Source organism: Pseudomonas sp. GM33 (assembly GCF_000282295.1).
Lineage (GTDB): Bacteria > Pseudomonadota > Gammaproteobacteria > Pseudomonadales > Pseudomonadaceae > Aquipseudomonas > Aquipseudomonas laurylsulfatiphila.
Genome location: NZ_AKJO01000074.1, coordinates 16878 through 35471 on the forward strand (window position 1 = coordinate 16878; position 18594 = coordinate 35471).

The window sequence follows — 18594 nt, forward strand, 5'->3', positions numbered from 1 at the left end:
TTGAGCCATAACTTCAATGGGGTGCTGCATTGTGCGTAACTCGATCCGCCATGGCTGGATGCCGATTTGTCTGTTGTTGTTCAGTGTGTTCAGTTCATCTGCCTGGGCTGGCAATACACCCTGCTCCGGCAAAAAGGGTGGAATCGATCGCTGCGACGGCGATCTGTTCCTGTGTAACGACGGCTCCATCAGCGGCTCGAAAAAAAGTTGCTCGGCCATGTTCGGCGGTCAGACCCAGGCACGTCCACAAGCGTTTATCCAGGACACGCAGGGGTGCTCCTGTGGCACCGGTTCGTTTTGTACCGGGCCAAGAGGCGGCGTTTACTGCCTGACCCCCAGTGGCAATAAAAGCTATAAGCGCAAATAACCCATGCATAAAACCCGTTGGCTCAACCTGTTCCTTGCAGTTTGCATGGGACTGGGAAGTTCAAACTTTCTAAGCGATTGAAGCGCAACGATTTATTCAAAGTGCGTAACTGGCACGGTGACTGCAATTCCTTCCTCGAAGAGTTGTAACACCATCTTTCTGCCTGGAGCGATACAACTATGAATAGATCCTCTGACGGTTTCTATCCCGCCATGGACGAGTCCACGACGCTGTCCGGCGTGTCCTGGGGAGCGATTTTCGCGGGTGCCGCTGCCGCGGCGGCGTTGTCGCTGATCCTGGTGTTGCTCGGCTTCGGCCTGGGTTTTTCGGCGGTGTCGCCTTGGGCCAATGAAGGCGTGAGCGCCAAAGGCCTGGGGATCTCGACCATTGTCTGGCTGGCCTTCACCCAGATTGTCGCTTCGGGACTTGGCGGTTACATCGCCGGGCGACTGCGGGTGAAGTGGGCGTACATGCACGGCGATGAAGTTTACTTTCGCGACACGGCCCATGGTTTTCTGGCCTGGTGCGTGGCGACGCTGGTGACGGCCACGCTGGTCGCCGGGTCGGTCAGCAGTCTGGTCGGTGGTGGCGTGCAGGCCGGGGCGAACATGGTCGGCGGTGCGGCCAGTGCCGCGACGCAAGCCGTGGGCACTGCGGCGGGCAATACCCAAGGCGATGAGTACGGTTACTTCGTCGACAGCCTGTTCCGTGATGATCGCCCGGTTGCCGTCAGCGATGATGCGGCCCGGGGCACCGTCACCCGGATCTTTGTGCGATCCCTGAACAGGGGTGAACTGGCCGCCGAAGACCGGACTTACCTGGCGCAACTGGTCGCACAACGGACCAACCTCACTCAGGCCGACGCCGAACGTCGTGTCGATGAAGTCTATGCCCGCACCCAGAAAGCCGTGGCCGACGCCAAGCTGGCCGCTCAACAAGCCGCTGACACCGCTGCGAAAGTGGCGGCGTGGACCACGTTGTGGATGTTCGTTGCGCTGTTGGCCGGCGCGTTTTTCGCCAGCCTTGCCGCGACCTTCGGCGGTCGTCGCCGGGATGCGGTGGTGTATCTGGAAACCGATACCTACGTCACCGCTGCACCGATTCGTTAATCCAGGAGAACTACCATGCGTTCATTACTGCTGTTCTTTCTCGGCGTGCCGATCCCGATCATTATCCTGATTGCGTTGTTTGTGCATTGATTCGACTGAAGCTATAAAAGCTTCGCGAGCAAGTCGGATCGCCGCACCGCCGCTCCCACAGGAACGCGTGATTCCCTGTGGGAGCGACGGTGCGGCGATCCGACTTGCTCGCGATGGCGGTCGAAGAGGCGAAATGAATCCGTCAGTCGATCGGCGTACTGACAAAAACCTCAAGCCCTTCGGCATACGCCGTGAACGCGGCAATTCGCGGAAACTGCGCCGCACTCACCTGATCCGGCACCACCAGGTTGGTAAAGCTCCAGGCCACCGCCAGCGTGATGCCGTCCTGCTCGATCGCACCCTCAGTCTTCAGTGGCTGCTTTTCCAGCTCCCGCTCCAGTGCCGACCAGGCCGCCACCAGTTGTCCTTCGACCCGCTGCACCCAAGGCTCGAACTGAATTTCCGCCGGCCGCAGGTTGCGCTCGTAGTAAAGCTGCACGGATTTTTCGCTGGCGGCCAGCGCCAGGCCGATCAGGCGCAACGCGCGCAGGCGCCGAGCCGGTTCGACGGGCATCAGGCTGCTATCGGCCAGGGTTTCCAGGTAGTCGATGATCAGCGTCGAATCCATCAACACCTCACCGTCATCCAGCACCAGCGTAGGCGCCTTGACCACCGGGTTGATCTGCCGGAATTGTTCGAAGTGGCGGAACACCGAGACCGATTGATGTTCCAGCGTGATTCCCAGGCATTTGGCAGAAATGGCGGCGCGCCTGACATAGGGCGAGTCCAGCATACCGATCAGCTTCATGGTCCTTTCCTTTATATGGCCATTTCGGGAGGGACAACCTTAGCTGAGGTTCGCAGCCATGCAAATGGCAGGGAAAAAGGCGGGGAAAATGGCCCCGTGCAGGCCGTTTGTCTTCTATATACAGCCGCTCGATTGAATTTCTTGCTATAAACGCACTCCGATTACCGCCTCAAAGCCTGCCGTAGAGCATTTTCAGGGCTTTGTCGGACAAATTCGCTGTCTTTTCAGTTGCTGAGGCCTCAAGTCGGCCTTAGACTGCCGCCCCTCGTAAATTGAGTGCCGGGTGGCGCTTGGAACAAACGGCGCCTTTCCGATGGCCTGCCCAGGTCTGCCGGAACGCTCCCTAATTCGCCTTAATGCACGTTTTTTTATAGAGATATCAATGACAAAGGACAAGTTGCTGGCCATGCCGGCGGATGACTACATGAATGCCGAGCAACATGCTTTTTTCTCCGAGCTGTTGCAGAACATGAAAGTCGAAACCCATGAGCGCATCGAACAGAACCGCATCGCCATCGAAAGCCTGGACACCCCGGCCGATCCGGCAGACGCGGCTTCGGTCGAAGAAGAGCGCACCTGGCTGGTGAACGCGATCGATCGCGACCAGCGCATGCTGCCTCAGTTGGAACAAGCCCTTGAGCGCATCAAGGAAGACAGCTTTGGCTGGTGCGACGACAGCGGCGAGCCGATTGGCCTCAAGCGCCTGCTGATCAGCCCGACCACCAAGTACTGCATCGAAGCTCAAGAGCGTCACGAGCAAATCGACAAGCACCAGCGTCAGGCCTGATTCTGTGAGGTAGCCCAGTTATACCGGGCTGCCTGGAAAAGATCGCAGCCTTCGGCAGCTCCTACATTTGTTCCGTAGGTGCTGCTGAAGGCTGCGATCTTTGTTTTCTGTCGTCTGCGATTTCCCGATTCTTCTGTTGATCTGCTGCAAGGTTCGCGACTAAAGGCTCATGGATAATGGCCTTATGCTGGCGTTTAATGCGATGACAACAATTAGAAGTTTTCCGGGGTGACGATGATGACAAGAGACGGGTCTCTGGCTGCGGCAGTGACTGCACCAGTGCTGTTGCCGAAAAACCGCTGGCTGACACCGACGCTGCAAAGCATCGCCCTGATGCTGTTGTTATGTGGCATGACGTTGGGCGGTGGGTCGCTCTACCTTGGCCTGCCCCTGGCCGTACTGATCATCTGGCTGCCTCGCTTGCGTTCGCGCGCGACCCCACAGGCGGCTTCCCCCGACAACCCCGATGCCATCGGCGAATTGACTCGCGATCTTTCCTACACCACCAGCCATAACGCGCTTTCGGCCGCCGGGGTGGCGTTCTCGGTTCGGCAACTGGCGGAAAAACTGCAATCGCAGCTCTCGGCGGCGGCACAGATCGTCAGCAACGCCGAGGTCATGATTACCACCGAACACGCCACCTCGCTGCTCAGTCGCCAGGCGCTAAGCGCCGCCAGCGAGGCTCATCAATGCGGCGCGGTGGGGCGTACGGAACTGATCGAGTCCATTGCCCGCATGCACCAGCTCAGCCAACGCGCCAGCAACAGCCGTGAACTGATCGAAGCCTTGAGCCTGCGCAGCGATGATATCCAGCGCGTGACCCTGGTGATTCAATCCATCGCCAGCCAGACCAACCTGTTGGCGTTGAACGCCGCCATTGAAGCGGCGCGGGCGGGGGAGCACGGCCGCGGGTTTGCCGTGGTGGCCGATGAGGTTCGCGGGCTTGCCGCGCGCACGGCGACCGCGACGGGCGAAGTCGGTGAGATGGTGGCCGATATCCAGCAACGTACTGCGCAGGTGGTGGAGCAGATCCGCCAACTGTCCAGCGATCTCGACACCGGCGTCGAGCAGGTCGAGCGCACGGGGCAGCACCTGGAGAACATTGCCCGTCTGGCGGCCAGTGTCGAGTCCCAGGTCGGGGACATCGCCCAGGGCGCAGACACCAACCGTGAACAGCTCGACAGCCTGTTTCACGCCATCGAACAGATGCGCAGCGACCTGGCGGTCAGCGACCAGCAGACTCAGCGTCTGGCCCAGGCGGCGGTGCAAATGGAAGGGCAGGCCGAAACCATCAGCGAGCGACTGGCCGAGGTGGGGCTGGATGATTATCACCAGCGAATCTATGACCTGGCCCGGGAAGGCGCGAGCCGGATTGCAGAACGTTTCGAGGCGGATATCGATGCCGGTCGAATCAGCCTGGACGATCTGTTCGACCGCAACTACCAGGTCATCCCCAACACCAGCCCGACCAAGTACCAGACGCGTTTCGACCGCTACACCGATCAGGTGTTGCCAACGATCCAGGAACCCTTGTTGCCGCGTCACGAAGGATTGGTGTTCGCCATCGCCTGCACCCAGCAGGGTTATGTGCCGACCCACAACCATGCGTTCAGCCAGCCGCTGACGGGGGACGCGCAGGTCGATGCCTTGCAGAACCGGACCAAACGCAAGTTCGCCGACCGCACCGGGATCCGCTGCGGCAATCATCAGAAGGCCGTGCTGCTGCAAACCTATACCCGCGACACCGGTGAGTTAATGCACGATCTCTCGGTGCCGATCATGCTCAAGGGCCGGCATTGGGGCGGTTTGCGCCTGGGCTACAAGCCGGAAAAACCGCGCTAGAAACTCGGGTTGCCGGGTGATTGTTACAAATCCTGCAATTAACCTGTGCAGCGTTTTGCTGTTTCCTCGTCGAAAATTTAACTAGCATATCTATTAATTAGGTTGCTAATGAAGTTCGAGGTCAGCATGCAAGGCAAAGTTGATGTCGCGGTCATGATCGGCAGCGGCGTACCTGCCAATCTGCGCTCCATGGGACGCAAGGTTTGTTGGGTGGTGTTGCTCAATGGCGAGCGCCGGGGCACGGCGTTTTCCAGTCGCGACGAGGCGGAGGAGTGCAAGGCTGCCTGGTTGGCGCAATTGGACGCCGAACGACCTGACAGCCTGCATTGAGGTGGTCAGTGGGTCTGATGCATGCGCAGGTTCAGGTCGTCGACCACCCGCGCCCAGTCTGCGTCTTCGCGCAGTTGTTCCTTGAGGAAGCCGGCCTGCTGCGGTGACCAGAACTCGGCGTCGATGAGCTTCTTGTCGTCGGGCAGGGAATGGCCGGCAATGAAGTCGTCGATCGCTTTCTGGCTCGAGTCCAGGCCGAGCTGGTCGAACAGGCCTTTCAAGTCATGTGTCGGTGATTCCATCTTCATCTCCTTGCAGGTCATCAGTCGGGTCGAGGGGCGACGTGCGGTCTCCTGGTTTCGAGGGCGCCGCACGGGTGGAGTTCGATCACGATGTTCAAACGCAACACAGAGCATAGACCGCCAATCCGGCTATCAGGCTTTCAGTGCCCCGGCATCGACCGCCGCCTTCAGTTCCCTGGCCGATTCCTGGGCCGCAATCGCAGCGACATCCGGGGTTTTGAACCAGCGATCCTTTTCGACCTGGTGATAGGTCACGGTCTTGAGCGGAGGTTTGGCGCGCATGACAATCACGGCCTGGAATTCACCCTCGACTTCTCTGGCTTCACCCCGGATAAAAAACTCGCCGATATCAAATTCCGTCACGTTGCAGACTTCCCCTGGAAATACATTGTTGTTGTCAACGCAATCCGATTGGTTGCGGATCCGTTTTATTGGGCGGGCAGTATGGCAGTAGTTGCCCGTCGACGGCTGAGATAAGTCGACGGGCAGACCAAACGTCGATGAAAATGAGCGTGGCGGGCATGTCAACCCTGTGATTCAAGGAACCGGGCGAGGGCGCAGGCTTCGTTATGATTGGCTCGGAAACCTCTTACACAGCCTGTAGAAATATCCTTGATGTGAAAGAAGGCAATACCCGCCATCACTACCTGAAAGCGCAGGCGGGGAGGGACATCCGGAAGCGGTTCAGAACGGCCGAACGGCAACGGCTGCGAGATCGCTGTTGTTTCCGAGTCAGGCAGCAAGGGATAGGCAAAGTGTGTCAGTGTGCACATATGAAGTCCTTTTCATTGTTTTACCGACGTATGTACGTCGTTTTGGCTAGTCTCCAGGAGCATCGCTGCTCTAGAATCACCCTGACTGGTGGGTGAATGATGTTTATCTAAAGCAATTTTTTGCTGAGGATATGTAGGAAAATTTGTTCTCTTGGTGAGATTTTTCCCCGAAGTTGATAGTCCATAATTTTCTGGCAGCAGGAAGGGCGTTTTCCTTCAGCCTGTGACGAACGCCAGTCAGGACGACGCGAGTGACGTTCCAGTAGTCTTCTCAAGCTTCGTGATGAATGAGTGCACTGCTCATTCAGGACTTCAATCCGGGTTCTCTGGCTACACCTTCGGCATTGCCGCTTTTTTGGCTGTGCGATTATTTTCGCGTACGGCACCATTTTTCAGATGTGGGGATGTTTCCTTGGCAGTAAGTAATCTCGATATGCATGCCCTGTTCGTGCTGGGCGATTTGCGCGCAAAGCTGGTCAAGCAGTTTCAGTCACGTTTCGTTTACATCACCGAACAGAACGCTGAAGGCATTTACATTGCCGAAATCGACACCGAATCAGCCCTGGTGGTGGACGACAAACCCGGACTCAAGCTCAAGGTCGGCGATCATTTCAGCGCCTCCGTGCTGCCCAGTCGCGAAGGCGGCAAGCTGGACATCAGGTTCCGCGACATCAAGCTGACGGTTTACGGAATTGGCGATTACGCCTTCGTGACCACGGCCGACGGTCAGGGGATCGTGTTCAAGGAAGGTCACAGCGTGGTGATGGTGTTTGCCGCCCATCAACAGCTGCAGGAAGGCCTGACCAAGACCCTCAAGGCCGTGACCGCCAAAGCGGCCAAGTGGCGCAAGGGCGAACTGGTGACCTTCAAGGCCAGCGAGTGATGACCCAGACCCGCGCCGACTTCCACGAACAGAACCTGGCCAGCGCTCAAGACGAAGCGCGGCGGCTGTTAGGGCACAAGACCCTTCTGCAAGGAGCCTGGCTGAACTGGGTGGCGTCACAGCTTTACCAACTGCAACCGGCGCCCTACGCCAGCATGGTCAGACGTGAGCTGGCGCGTTTGCAGGAAATTTCCGAAAACTGATCCACGCACCTCGAAAACGGGAACCTCTACTACAGTCATTGGACTGAGTATTCAGAGGCTTCGCGGTCTACTGCCAGGCCATCCTGCTATTGCTGTGAACAGCACGAGGTGCAAAAGCATGAACGGATTTCGACGGTTGCTGGCTGCTGTCCTGGCCACTTTCGGTTTGCTGGCGATACCCGCCCCGGTGTTTGCCGCCCAGGCGCCGATTCACTTCGCCGACCTGAACTGGGAAAGCGGCAGCTTGATCACCGATGTCCTGCGCATCATTGTCGAGAAGGGTTATGGGCTGCCCACCGATACCTTGCCGGGCACTACCATCACCCTGGAAACCGCGCTGGCCAACAATGACATCCAGGTCATTGGCGAAGAGTGGGCCGGTCGCAGCCCGGTCTGGGTCAAGGCCGAAGCCGAAGGCAAAGTCGTCAGCCTCGGTGACACGGTCAAGGGCGCTACCGAAGGCTGGTGGGTGCCGGAATACGTGATCAAGGGCGACCCCGCCAAGGGCATCAAGCCGCTGGCGCCAGACCTGCGCAGCGTCAGCGACCTGCCACGCTACAAGGACGTATTCAAGGACCCGGAAGCCCCGACCAAAGGGCGTTTCCTCAACAGCCCGATCGGCTGGACCTCGGAAGTGGTCAACAAGCAGAAGCTCAAGGCGTACGGCCTGGACGACAGCTACGTGAACTTCCGCAGCGGTTCGGGCGCGGCCCTGGATGCAGAGATCAGTTCGTCCATTCATCGTGGCAAGCCGGTGCTGTTTTACTACTGGTCGCCTACGCCTTTGCTCGGCCGCTTCAAGCTGATTCAACTGGAAGAGCCACCGTTCGACGCCGAAGCCTGGAAGACCCTGACCGACGCCGACAACCCCAATCCACGGCCGACCCGTTCCCTGGCTTCGAAGCTGTCGATCGGTGTGTCCACTCCGTTCCAGAAGCAATATCCGCAGATTGCCGAGTTCTTTGCCAAGGTCGACTTCCCGATCGACCCGCTGAACAAGGCGCTGGCCGAAATGAGCGAGAAACATACGCCGCCGCGCCAGGCAGCGCAGGCGTTCATGAAGGCTCACCCGGACGTCTGGCGCGCCTGGCTGCCCAAGGACGTGGCGGACAAAGTCTCCGCCGCCCTGTAGGCGCTGCCGCAGGTCGGGATCTTTTGATCTTTGTCATGAAAAAGCAAAATCAAGACATCGCAGCCTGCGGTAGCTCCTACAATGTTCGGTTCATATCCCTTTCAAGGATCTCTGAACCATGACCCTGTTGTTGGCTCAGTCGCTGGTGACGATCTTCGCCGTGATCAGTCTGGTGCATGTGTATTGGGCGTTGGGTGGCGAGTGGGCGGCGGTGGCGGCGGTCCCGCAAGTACCGCAGGAAGGCAGCGCAAAACTGAAACCGGCGTTCAAGCCGCGAGGCTGGATCACGCTGGTGGTGGCCGGGGCATTGCTGTTGATCGCCGTGCTGGTGTGCTGGCGGGTGGGCTGGTGGCTGCCACCCTTGCATCACTGGTCGTTGCAGTGGGCGATCAGTGCCATTGCGATCTTGCTGTTTGCCCGGGCCATTGGCGATTCGGAGCTGGTGGGCTTTTTCAAGGAGGTCAAGGGCTCGGAGTTTGCCCGGCTCGACACCTGGGTTTATTCGCCGTTGTGTGTGGTGTTGGGGGCGGGGTTGTTGGCGGTGGCCTGGGCCTGATTGATCGATGTTTCTGTAGTGGCAATACTGGCCTCTTCGCGAGCAAGCCCGCTCCCACAGGTTTTGTGTGCGCCGCAAATCCACTGTGGGAGCGAGCTTGCTCGCGATGAGGCCGGTCCAGTGGATACAAATCCTTTTGTCTAACTACCACTCTCGGTCCGCCGACTACTCACCTCAGCCGGCACATCATCCCCGGCCATGCGCTTGCGAAACAGCGCCGCCCGGGCCAGCAGCAAGGTGGTCACGGGCACGGTAATCGCCAGCAGGATCGGAATCAGCCAGGCGTGCAGGACAGGCGCAGACTTGAGCGCCGAAAAATAGATGATCGAAGCCAGCGCCACGCACCAGGCTCCGAGTGTCGAGGCCAGTGCCGGTGGGTGCATGCGCTGGAAGTAGTCCTTCATGCGCAGCAGGCCCGTGGCGCCGATCAAGGCAAACAGACTGCCGAGCACCAGCAGGATCGCCACCGGGATTTCCACCCACAACGACAAGGGCGTATTCATTCGATCACCTCACCACGCAGCAGGAATTTCGCCAGGGCGAACGAGCCGACGAAACCGAACAGGGCGATCAGCAGCGCCGCCTCGAAGTAGGTGTCACTGGCATAACGAATACCCAGCGTCAGCATCATCAGCATCGCGACGATGTACAGGTAGTCCAGCGCCAGGACTCGGTCCTGGGCCGACGGCCCTTTGAACAGGCGGATCAGGGTCAGGATCATCGCCAGGGAAAACAGGAACAGGCTCAGCAGGATCGCGTTCGCCAGCAAGGGGCTCATTCGAAGATCTCCATCAACGGACGCTCGTAGGTCGCCTTGAAGTGCTGGATGAACAGCGCCTCGTCGTCCAGGTCGAAGACGTGCAACAGCAGAATGCTGCGGTCCAGCGCCAGCTCCGACCAGACCGTACCCGGCACCACCGTGGTGATCATCGACAGCGCGGCCAGGCCGTTGGCGTCACGCAAGTCCAGCGGCACCTTGATGAATTGCGAGCGTGGCGGGCGGTGCCCGGCATTGAGCACGCCCCAGGCCACGGCGAGGTTGGACACCAGCACATCGCGCCCGACCAGCAGGACCAGGCGCAGGATCACCCCCGGACGACGGATGCGCACCGGCAGCGGACGCAGCCTGCGCATCATCAGCGGCGCGCAGAACCCCAGCGCCGCCCCCAGCAGCAGGTTGCCGGGGCTGGTCGACAGGTTCAGCAACAGCCACAGCAGGCACAAGGCCAGCGAGAGCAAGGGGGCGGGAAACAGACGCTTCATGGTTGCACCTCCTGCGGGATCGCCTTGGCCGTGGGGTTCGGTACGACGCGGGTGTCGAGCACCGCCATCACGTATTGCTGCGGGTTGTACAAGGCATCGGCGGCGGCCTGGGTGTAGCGCAGCAGCGGATCGGCCTTGAAGGTCAGCGCAATGCTCAAACCCAGCAGCGCGAAGATCGGCACGCATTCCAGGCGTCGCAGCAGGGGCGATGGTCGTTCCGCCGGCGTCCAGAAGCGCTGGATGCCCAGGCGCGAGAATGCGACCAGCGACGCCAGCCCCGACACAATCAACAGCACCAGCAGGCCCCACGCGGCGTTGGAAATCGGTCTGTCGCCGCTGTTGCCCAGGCCCAGCGGATTGAGCAGGGCGCCGATCAGCCCGAGTTTGCCGATAAACCCGGAGAGCGGCGGCATGCCGATGATCAGCAAGGCGCAGGCGATGAAGCTCAGGCCGAGAAACGCCATGGTCCAGGGGATCACCTGGCCGACCACGGCTTTCTGGTCGTCGTCGAGGTTGGTGCCTTTGGGGGGATGCAGGGATTCCAGGGGGCGGGGCAGCAGTTCGGCTTCATCTTCGAGCTGTATCTCGTTGGCCGAGCGCGAGCGCTCGATCAGTTCGGCCAGCAGGAACAGCGCGCTCAACGCCAGGGTCGAGCTGAACAGATAGAACAGCGCTGCACCCACCAGGTTCGGCTGGGCGAAACCGATGGTCGACAACAGGATGCCCGCCGACACCAGAATGCTAAGGCTGGCCATGCGCTCCAGGCGTTGCGCGGCGAGGATCGCAAGGGCGGCGCAGACGATGGTCGCCATGCCGCCGTAGATCAGCCACTCCCCGCCAAAGAACGCCGATGCCCCGGCTTGGGCGGAGAACAGCAGCGTCCACAGGCGCAGCAAGGTGTAGACGCCGACCTTGGTCATGATCGCGAACATCGCCGCCACCGGCGCGCTGGCCGAGGAATAGGCCGGCACCAGCCAGAAGTTCAACGGCCACATGCCGGCCTTGGCCAGAAACGCGACGGCCAGGATCCCCGCGCCGGCGTGCAGCAAGCCCCGGTCAGCTTCGGACACCAGCGGGATCTTTACCGCCAGATCGGCCATGTTCAGCGTGCCGGTCACCCCATAGATCAGCGCCGCGCCAATCAGGAACAGCGACGAGGCCAGCAGGTTGATCGAAATGTAATGCAGTCCCGACGACACTCGCGCCCGGCCCGAGCCGTGGAGCATCAACCCGTAGGACGCAGCCAGCAACACCTCGAAGAATACGAACAGGTTGAACAGGTCCGCGGTGAGGAATGCGCCGTAAAGCCCCATCAACTGGATCTGGAACAGTGCGTGGAAACTCGAACCGGCGCTGTCCCAGCGGGCCATGGCGAACAGCAGGGCACTGACGCCGATGATGCCGGTCAGCACCAGCATCAGCGCCGAAAGACGATCGACCACCAGCACCAGGCCGAACGGCACTTGCCAGTTGCTCGGCAGGTACACGCCGATGGAGCCTGGCACGCCGGTGGTTTGCGTCCATTGCAACAACGCCACGGCAATGCCCAGCCCGAGCAGGCTGGAGAACAGATTGATCCTGGCCTTGAGCGGCCGGTGCTTCTCGCCGAGCATCAGCATGATCGCGGCCGTCAGCAACGGCAGCAGGATGGGCGCGACGATCAGGTGGGTCATCGCCATCATTCCCTGGGCTCCCGGCCATCCACATGGTCGGTGCCGGTCAGGCCCCGGGACGCCAGCAGCACCACCAGGAACAGTGCGGTCATGGCGAAGCTGATGACGATCGCCGTCAGCACCAGTGCTTGCGGCAACGGGTCGGTGTAGTGCAACAGATCCTGCGGCACGCCGTCCTTGATGATCGGTTCCTTGCCGATGAACAGGCTGCCCATGCTGAAAATGAACAGGTTGACGCCGTAGGACAGCAGGCACAGGCCCATGACCACCTGGAACGTCCGTGGGCGCAGGATCAGCCACACGCCGGACGCGGCCAGGACGCCGATGGCGATTGCGATGACTTCTTCCATCAGACGGCTCCCTTGGCGGTAACGGATTTGGGCTGGGCAGCGGTTTTGTGACCGCGCACCGATTGGTGGGCGAGGGCGGTGAGGATCAGCAGGGTCGAGCCGACCACCACGCCGTATACGCCGATGTCGAAGAACAGCGCGCTGGCCAGGTGAATGTCACCCAGCAGCGGCAACGAAAAGTGCCAGGTATGGGTGGTCAGGAACGGGTAGCCGACCAGCATCGCACCCAGGCCGGTGGCCGTGGCAAACAGCAGCCCGGTGCCCATCCAGCGCAGCGGTCGCAGGCTCATTTGCGCCTCGACCCACTGCGTGCCGGCGACCATGTATTGCAGGATGAACGCCACCGACATCACCAGCCCGGCGACAAAGCCGCCGCCCGGTTGATTGTGCCCGCGCATGAACAGGTAGAACGACACCACCAGCGCCACCGGCAACAGCAGGCGCACCAGCACCGCCGGCACCATCATGAAGCCGAGCGCGGTGTCGCTGGCGTGACGCGGGTTGACCAGGTCGGTGACCACATCCGGTGCGAGCAAGCGTTGCTGGGCCGGCAGTTGCAGGCTTTCTTTCGGCGGGCGGAAGCGACGCAGCAGGGCGTACACGGTCAGGGCCACGGCCACCAGCACGGTGATTTCACCGAGGGTGTCGAAACCACGGAAATCCACCAGCATCACGTTGACCACGTTGCTGCCGCCGCCTTCGGGCAAGGCGCGACTCAGGTAGAAGGAGGAAATGTCGTTGGGGGTCTGGCGCGTCAGCATGGCGTAGGCCAGCAACGCCATGCCGACACCGACCGAGGACGACAACAGCAAGTCGCGTATCCGCCGCACCCGCGCGCGGCGCAGGCTGCCCGGCAACGGCGAGACTTCTTCGATCCGTCGTGGCAGCCAGCGCAGGCCCAGCAGTATCAGCACCGTGGTCACCACTTCGACCGCCAGTTGGGTCAGGGCCAGGTCCGGCGCCGAAAACCAGACGAAGGTGACGCAGGTCATCAGGCCGCACACGCTGACCATGGTCAGGGCTGCCAGACGGTGATACTTGGCCTGGTACGCCGCGCCAAGGGCACAGGCGATGGCCAGCAACCACAGGGTGACGAAGACGATCGAGCCGGGGATCTTCGGCCGGTCGCCCCAGTGCAGGCTGCTGTGCAGCATGGGAATCAAGCCGGCCAGCACGGCGGCGAGCACCACCAGGAACAACTGCATCTGCAGGCGCCGGGTACCGATCCGCGGCTCCAGGCGACGGGCCAGGCGCAGGCTGGCGACCAGTGCCCATTCGAACAGGTGCTTGCCGTCCAGGCGACCCACGACGGGCGGGCGGTTGAAGCGTCCGCGCTTGAATTGATTGCGCAGCAGCAGGTAGATCACGGTGCCGCAGGACAAGGCGATCAGGCTCATGATCATCGGCGCGTTCAGGCCGTGCCAGATCGCCAGGCTGTATTCGGGCAGGGCGCCGCCGACCACCGGTTGCGCCGCCGCCGCGAGCAGCGGGCCGACCACCTGGGCCGGGAAGATCCCCACCAGCAGGCAAGTGAACACCAGCAGCTCGACCGGCGCGCGCATCCAGCGCGGTGGCTCGTGGGGCGTGTGAGGCAAGTCGGTCGCGGGCGGACCGAAGAACACATCCACGGTGAAACGCAGGGAGTAAGCCACGCTGAAGGTACCGGCGATCGTTGCCACGATCGGCAAGCTCAGCTCGACCCAGCGCGTGGCATTGATGAACACGGTCTCGGCGAAGAACATCTCCTTGGAGAGGAAGCCGTTGAGCAACGGCACGCCGGCCATCGAGGCGCTGGCGACCATGGCCAGGGTGGCAGTGAACGGCATCAGCTTGTACAGGCCGCTGAGTTTGCGGATATCGCGGGTGCCGCTTTCATGGTCGATGATGCCGGCGGCCATGAACAACGAGGCCTTGAACGTCGCGTGGTTGAGGATGTGGAACACCGCGGCGACGGCGGCCAGCGGGCTGTTCAGGCCAAGCAGCAGGGTGATCAGGCCGAGGTGGCTGATGGTCGAGTAGGCCAGCAGTCCCTTGAGGTCGTTCTGGAACATCGCGCAATACGCCCCGAGCAACAGGGTGCAGGCGCCGGCGCCGCTGACGATGTAGAACCATTCTTCACTGCCCGAAAGCGACGGCCATAGCCGCGCGAGCAGAAACACCCCGGCCTTGACCATGGTCGCCGAGTGCAGGTATGCCGACACGGGCGTCGGCGCGGCCATGGCGTGGGGCAGCCAGAAGTGGAAGGGGAATTGCGCGCTTTTGCTCAAGGCGCCGATCAGGATCAGGGGCAACAGGATGGGGTAGAGGGCATGGGCACGAATCAGGTCGCCGGCGGCCAGGACCTTGTCCAGGTCATAGCTGCCGACCACATGGCCGAGCAGCATGACCCCCGCCAGCAGGCACAAACCGCCCGCACCGGTCACCATCAGCGCCATGTAGGCACCCCGCCGGGCATCGGCGCGATGGTGCCAGTAGCCGATCAACAGGAAGGAGAAGAGGCTGGTCAGCTCCCAGAAAAACACGATCTGGATCAGGTTGCCGGAGATCACCAGCCCTAGCATGGCGCCCATGAAGGCCAGGAAAAACGCGAAGAAGCGCGGCACCGGATCGTTCGGCGACATGTAGTAGCGGGCGTACAGCGACACCAGGGTGCCGATGCCCAGCACCAGCAGGGAGAACAGCCAGGCGAAACCGTCCATGCGCAGGACGAAGTTCAGGCCCAGGCTGGGCAGCCAGGAAAACTCTTCGCGAATGACGCCGCCATGGGCGATCTGCGGGTACAGGAAGGCGACCTGAACGCTGCCGATCAGGGCGATCAGACCAGCCAGCAGGGATTCGGCGTTACGGGCATTGTGCGGCAACACGGCCGCCAAACAGCTGCCTATGAAAGGCAGAAGCAGTAGAACTATCAGGGACATAGGCTTCTAATCTGCGGAAGTTTGTTAAGCATCATACGTGCCAGCTCCCGGATCGCCAAACGCCAAGCTGTCGCAGAATCCTACACGGTAGACGCAAAAGCCCTGATTCACATTGTTTCCGGTAGAAAGGTTTCGCCTGTGCCGACGCCTTCGCGAGCGAGCTCGCTCCCACAGTGGGAATGCGTTTCCCCTGTGGGAGCGAGCCTGCTCGCGAAAGCTATTCAACAAACAAAGCAGAGGCTACGGCTTAACCCTGTGTTTCCCGCTCCAGTTCCTCTTCGACTGCAGCCGCCTTACCCTTGGTCTTCAACTCGCTGACAATCACCGCCGCCACAATCAACCCGGCCCCGACCAGGGCAATCGCCGGCAGGCGTTCCCCGGCGATGCGCCCGACAATCCCGGCCCATACCGGCTCACCGGCATAGATCAGCGTGGCGCGGGTCGGTGACACGCTTTTCTGTGCCCAGTTCATCGCCACCTGAATCGCCGCACTCGCCGCCCCGAGGCCCAATGCGCTGCACAGCAGCAACCAGGAGAAGTCCGGAATCGCCTCGTTGGTCGGCACCACCATCAGGAACGACAGCACCGACGTGACCGCCAGTTGCACCACCGTCACCCGGCGCACATCGACCTGGCCGGCATAGGTGCTGATCAGGATGATCTCGGCCGCAATGGCCACGGCGCTGATCAAGGTGGCGATTTCACCGGGGCTGAAGTTGAACGACGCACCGGCCGGCCCGGACAACAGCATCAACCCGGTGAAAGCCAGCATGATGCCGATGCTCGGCATCAACCCCGGACGCCGCCCCAGCACCAGCCATTGCAGCAATGGCACGAACGGAACATACAAGGCGGTAATGAATGCCGATTGGCTGCTGGGAATGCTCTGCAACCCGACCGTCTGCAAGCCGTAGCCGAGCATGATCGCCACGCCGATGAACGACCCGGCCTTGAGTTCGAACAGGGTCAGGTCCCGCAGGTGACGCCAGGAGAACAGGGCGACGATGCTCGCGGCGGCGGCAAAGCGCAGGCCGACGAAAAACATCGGGCCGCTGACGGTCATCGCATGCTGGACCAGCAGGAAGGTTCCGCCCCAGACCATCGTGATCAGCACCAGCACGCATTCGGCCTTGCTGAACCTTGTGAAACGGGAGGAAGCCTTTGGAGAATTCACCGACGTCATGACCTTGCACGCTACTGGAGGGGGACGCACAATGCGCCGAATGTTGCGCAGTATACTGCCCAACCCCACTCAGTGAGCAATATAGTGCACAAAGATTCTACCCAACGGGCTTCGGTCCTCCAGCACGTCAGTCAAAATGTTCGTCGTTTGCGTCATGCCGCCGACCTGAGCCAGACCGCGCTGGCGGAAAAATCCGGTGTCAGCCGCCGAATGCTGGTGGCGATCGAGGCGGGGGAAAAGAATGTCAGCCTGACCACCCTCGACCGCGTGGCCGAAGCCCTCGACGTCGCCTTCAGTGACTTGATCCAGGCCCCCGATGCCCGTGATCCCAGCCGTATCAACGAACTGGCCTGGACCGGCACGATCCCCGGCAGCAGGGCGGTGTTGCTCTCCAAGGCCAGCGCCAGCCGCGAAGTCGAGCAGTGGGAGTGGTGCCTGCAACCGGGCGAGGTGTATCCCTCGGAGCCGGACGCCGATGGCTGGAGCGAACAGATTTATGTCTTCGAAGGTTGCCTGACCGTTATGCTCGGCGACCGGCCGCAGAATGTTGCAGCGGGTGAATTCTTCATGTTCGCCAGCAACCAGCCGCACTGTTATCGCAATGACGGGCTGGTAGCGGCGCGGTTTGTGCGTAATGTGGTGATCTGATCAGGGAGAGCAGGATGGGCCAGACCTTGAACAATGACGCCGAGGTTCTGATTATCGGTGGCGGCCTCAGTGGCGCGATGCTGGCGGCGCAGTTGATGCGCTTGCCGGGCCGACGTCGGGTGCTGGTGATCGAACCCCGGGCCGAGTTGGGACGGGGCGAAGCCTACAGCGCAGTGGAGTTGGGTCACACGCTCAATGGCAACGCGGCGCGGATGAGTGTCGACCCGGACAACCCCGACGACCTGACCCAATGGCTTACCGACTACATTGCCGGCGGCGGCTGGCCGGAGTCGGACCAGCAGCATGTGCCGATCAGCGAATTGTTTCCGCCTCGGGGAATCTTCGGCCTGTACGCTCGGCAACGCCTGGCCGAAGCGCAGGCGGTGGGCGCCTTGGTCGGTTCGACGGTCGAGCATGTGCAGGCCGAGGTGGTCGATTTGCAAGTCGATGCAGACGCCGTGCGGTTGACCTTGAGCGACGGCCGAGGCTTGCAGGGCGCTTTTGCGGTACTGGCCACCGGGATGTTCCCCGCCGCGCGCACGCCACAAACCCAATCCAGCGGCTTGAATGCGACTGCTCTCGATCCATGGGACGTCGCAGCCATGCAGCAGCTCGATGCGCAATCGACGGTCATGATCATCGGCTCGGGCCTGACCATGGTCGACGCCGTGGTGTCCCTCGAACAGGCCGGCCATCGCGGGCCGATCGAAGTGTTTTCCCGCCATGGGCTGCTGCCCCATGTGCGCCGCCAGCCACCGGCCTGGGTGGATTTTCTCGCCGAGGATCAGGACATCCGCACACCTCGCCAGTTGCTGCGCGAATTGCGTCGACACTGCCGGGACGCCATCGCCCGGGGTATCGACTGGCAGGCGCCACTGGACACGGTACGGGCACACATCGGCCGCTTGTGGCATCAGGCGACGGATGTGCAGCGTCGGCAGTTCGTGCGGCATGTGCGGCCCTGGTGGGAAAGCCATCACCACCGCTCGCCACCCTTGAGTGCCGAACTGGTCGAGCGCTTGTATAAAGAAGGACGGCTGCGTATTCACGCAGCGTCCTACCAGGGCCTTGAGCCTTCGATCAATGGCGGGGTGAGCATCCGCCTTCGACGACGCGGCGAGGCCCAGGCCTGTGTGGTCAGCGGTGCTGCCCTGATCAACTCCAGCGGTATCGAGTACGACTGGCGCCGGGTCGCGCGCCCGCTGCCCCGGCAACTGCTCGCCCGTGGCCTGGTGCGGCCCGGGCCGTTGGCCCTGGGCATCGCGGCAGCAGTCGATGGCGCGGTGCTGAACGCCGAAGGGCTGCCCGCCAGCCGTCTGTTTGCCATGGGCCCGCCGTTGCGCGGCATGTGGTGGGAAAGCACGGCCGTCACCGATGTGGCGAGCCAGGCCAAGGCGCTGGCCGAGCGACTGGTGCGCTAAGACCGTCCATTCAACACACCGCGCTGGTAGGAGCTGCCGAAGGCTGCGATCTTTTGATCTTGATTTTTGACAATGT

22 protein-coding genes are annotated in these 18594 nt (G+C 61.5%); 11 read left to right on the forward strand and 11 right to left on the reverse strand.

Annotated features, from left to right (window positions below; all coding sequences use genetic code 11):
* Window positions 1–16 precede the first annotated feature (16 nt).
* On the forward strand, window positions 17–367 hold the full coding sequence (locus PMI26_RS31850; RefSeq protein ID WP_007973747.1) for a hypothetical protein: 351 nt from the start codon (window positions 17–19) through the stop codon (window positions 365–367).
* Window positions 368–546: 179 nt separating this feature from the next.
* Window positions 547–1476, forward strand: coding sequence for a hypothetical protein (locus tag PMI26_RS17745; protein WP_007973749.1), 930 nt, complete (start codon window positions 547–549; stop codon window positions 1474–1476).
* A gap of 232 nt (window positions 1477–1708) precedes the next feature.
* Here PMI26_RS17745 and PMI26_RS17740 read toward each other — a convergent pair whose 3' ends face one another.
* Window positions 1709–2314, reverse strand: a complete 606-nt coding sequence (locus PMI26_RS17740) for a glutathione S-transferase (protein ID WP_007973752.1) — start codon at window positions 2312–2314, stop codon at window positions 1709–1711.
* Between the two features lie 382 nt (window positions 2315–2696).
* Here PMI26_RS17740 and PMI26_RS17735 point away from each other — a divergent pair, with 382 nt between their 5' ends.
* The 3 genes from PMI26_RS17735 (at window position 2697) to PMI26_RS17725 (ending at window position 5273) form a co-directional block, all read left to right on the forward strand.
* On the forward strand, window positions 2697–3101 hold the full coding sequence (locus PMI26_RS17735; RefSeq protein WP_007935965.1) for a TraR/DksA family transcriptional regulator: 405 nt from the start codon (window positions 2697–2699) through the stop codon (window positions 3099–3101).
* A 618-nt stretch (window positions 3102–3719) separates the two neighbouring features.
* Window positions 3720–4943, forward strand: a complete 1224-nt coding sequence (locus tag PMI26_RS17730; protein WP_443200842.1) for a methyl-accepting chemotaxis protein — start codon at window positions 3720–3722, stop codon at window positions 4941–4943.
* 126 nt (window positions 4944–5069) lie between these two features.
* The gene (locus PMI26_RS17725; protein ID WP_033047772.1) at window positions 5070–5273 is read left to right on the forward strand and encodes a hypothetical protein; all 204 of its coding nucleotides are present in this window, start codon (window positions 5070–5072) and stop codon (window positions 5271–5273) included.
* Window positions 5274–5278: 5 nt separating this feature from the next.
* On the opposite strand, the gene PMI26_RS17720 is transcribed toward PMI26_RS17725, so the two are convergent.
* The 3 genes from PMI26_RS17720 to PMI26_RS31855 all read right to left on the reverse strand — a co-directional run bounded on the left by PMI26_RS17720 (window position 5279) and on the right by PMI26_RS31855 (window position 6288).
* Complete coding sequence (locus PMI26_RS17720) at window positions 5279–5515, reverse strand: DUF2789 domain-containing protein (protein ID WP_007973758.1); 237 nt, start codon at window positions 5513–5515, stop codon at window positions 5279–5281.
* Window positions 5516–5647: 132 nt separating this feature from the next.
* On the reverse strand, window positions 5648–5878 hold the full coding sequence (locus tag PMI26_RS17715; protein WP_007973761.1) for a hypothetical protein: 231 nt from the start codon (window positions 5876–5878) through the stop codon (window positions 5648–5650).
* Window positions 5879–6039: 161 nt separating this feature from the next.
* Window positions 6040–6288, reverse strand: a complete 249-nt coding sequence (locus PMI26_RS31855; protein WP_007973763.1) for a hypothetical protein — start codon at window positions 6286–6288, stop codon at window positions 6040–6042.
* A 412-nt stretch (window positions 6289–6700) separates the two neighbouring features.
* Here PMI26_RS31855 and PMI26_RS17710 point away from each other — a divergent pair, with 412 nt between their 5' ends.
* The 4 genes from PMI26_RS17710 to PMI26_RS17695 all read left to right on the forward strand — a co-directional run bounded on the left by PMI26_RS17710 (window position 6701) and on the right by PMI26_RS17695 (window position 9062).
* A complete protein-coding gene (locus PMI26_RS17710; RefSeq protein WP_007973765.1) occupies window positions 6701–7171 on the forward strand; it encodes a hypothetical protein in 471 nt (156 codons plus the stop codon).
* Window positions 7171–7374: a hypothetical protein gene (locus PMI26_RS17705; RefSeq protein ID WP_007973767.1), complete on the forward strand. Its 204-nt coding sequence runs from the start codon at window positions 7171–7173 to the stop codon at window positions 7372–7374. The genes PMI26_RS17710 and PMI26_RS17705 overlap by 1 nt, the downstream gene beginning before the upstream one ends.
* A 118-nt stretch (window positions 7375–7492) precedes the next feature.
* On the forward strand, window positions 7493–8506 hold the full coding sequence (locus PMI26_RS17700; RefSeq protein WP_007973769.1) for an ABC transporter substrate-binding protein: 1014 nt from the start codon (window positions 7493–7495) through the stop codon (window positions 8504–8506).
* A gap of 118 nt (window positions 8507–8624) precedes the next feature.
* Window positions 8625–9062: a DUF3995 domain-containing protein gene (locus PMI26_RS17695; RefSeq protein ID WP_007973770.1), complete on the forward strand. Its 438-nt coding sequence runs from the start codon at window positions 8625–8627 to the stop codon at window positions 9060–9062.
* Window positions 9063–9202: 140 nt separating this feature from the next.
* Here the strand turns inward: PMI26_RS17695 and PMI26_RS17690 are convergent, their stop codons facing one another.
* The 7 genes from PMI26_RS17690 to PMI26_RS17660 form a co-directional block, all read right to left on the reverse strand.
* Entirely contained in the window at window positions 9203–9565 is a 363-nt protein-coding gene (locus tag PMI26_RS17690; RefSeq protein WP_007973772.1) for a Na+/H+ antiporter subunit G, read from the reverse strand.
* Entirely contained in the window at window positions 9562–9840 is a 279-nt protein-coding gene (locus PMI26_RS17685) for a K+/H+ antiporter subunit F (RefSeq protein WP_007973773.1), read from the reverse strand. Before PMI26_RS17685 ends, PMI26_RS17690 begins: the two co-directional genes overlap by 4 nt.
* A complete protein-coding gene (locus PMI26_RS17680) occupies window positions 9837–10325 on the reverse strand; it encodes a Na+/H+ antiporter subunit E (protein ID WP_007973776.1) in 489 nt (162 codons plus the stop codon). Before PMI26_RS17680 ends, PMI26_RS17685 begins: the two co-directional genes overlap by 4 nt.
* Complete coding sequence (locus PMI26_RS17675) at window positions 10322–12007, reverse strand: monovalent cation/H+ antiporter subunit D (RefSeq protein ID WP_007973779.1); 1686 nt, start codon at window positions 12005–12007, stop codon at window positions 10322–10324. Before PMI26_RS17675 ends, PMI26_RS17680 begins: the two co-directional genes overlap by 4 nt.
* Window positions 12004–12348, reverse strand: a complete 345-nt coding sequence (locus PMI26_RS17670) for a Na+/H+ antiporter subunit C (RefSeq protein WP_007973781.1) — start codon at window positions 12346–12348, stop codon at window positions 12004–12006. The genes PMI26_RS17675 and PMI26_RS17670 overlap by 4 nt, the downstream gene beginning before the upstream one ends.
* Window positions 12348–15266: a monovalent cation/H+ antiporter subunit A gene (locus PMI26_RS17665; protein ID WP_007973782.1), complete on the reverse strand. Its 2919-nt coding sequence runs from the start codon at window positions 15264–15266 to the stop codon at window positions 12348–12350. Before PMI26_RS17665 ends, PMI26_RS17670 begins: the two co-directional genes overlap by 1 nt.
* A 247-nt stretch (window positions 15267–15513) precedes the next feature.
* Window positions 15514–16449, reverse strand: a complete 936-nt coding sequence (locus PMI26_RS17660) for a DMT family transporter (protein WP_007973784.1) — start codon at window positions 16447–16449, stop codon at window positions 15514–15516.
* A gap of 84 nt (window positions 16450–16533) precedes the next feature.
* Here PMI26_RS17660 and PMI26_RS17655 point away from each other — a divergent pair, with 84 nt between their 5' ends.
* Window positions 16534–17097, forward strand: a complete 564-nt coding sequence (locus PMI26_RS17655; RefSeq protein WP_007973785.1) for a helix-turn-helix domain-containing protein — start codon at window positions 16534–16536, stop codon at window positions 17095–17097.
* A 14-nt stretch (window positions 17098–17111) separates the two neighbouring features.
* The gene (locus tag PMI26_RS17650) at window positions 17112–18518 is read left to right on the forward strand and encodes an FAD/NAD(P)-binding protein (RefSeq protein ID WP_007973787.1); all 1407 of its coding nucleotides are present in this window, start codon (window positions 17112–17114) and stop codon (window positions 18516–18518) included.
* Window positions 18519–18594: the final 76 nt, after the last annotated feature.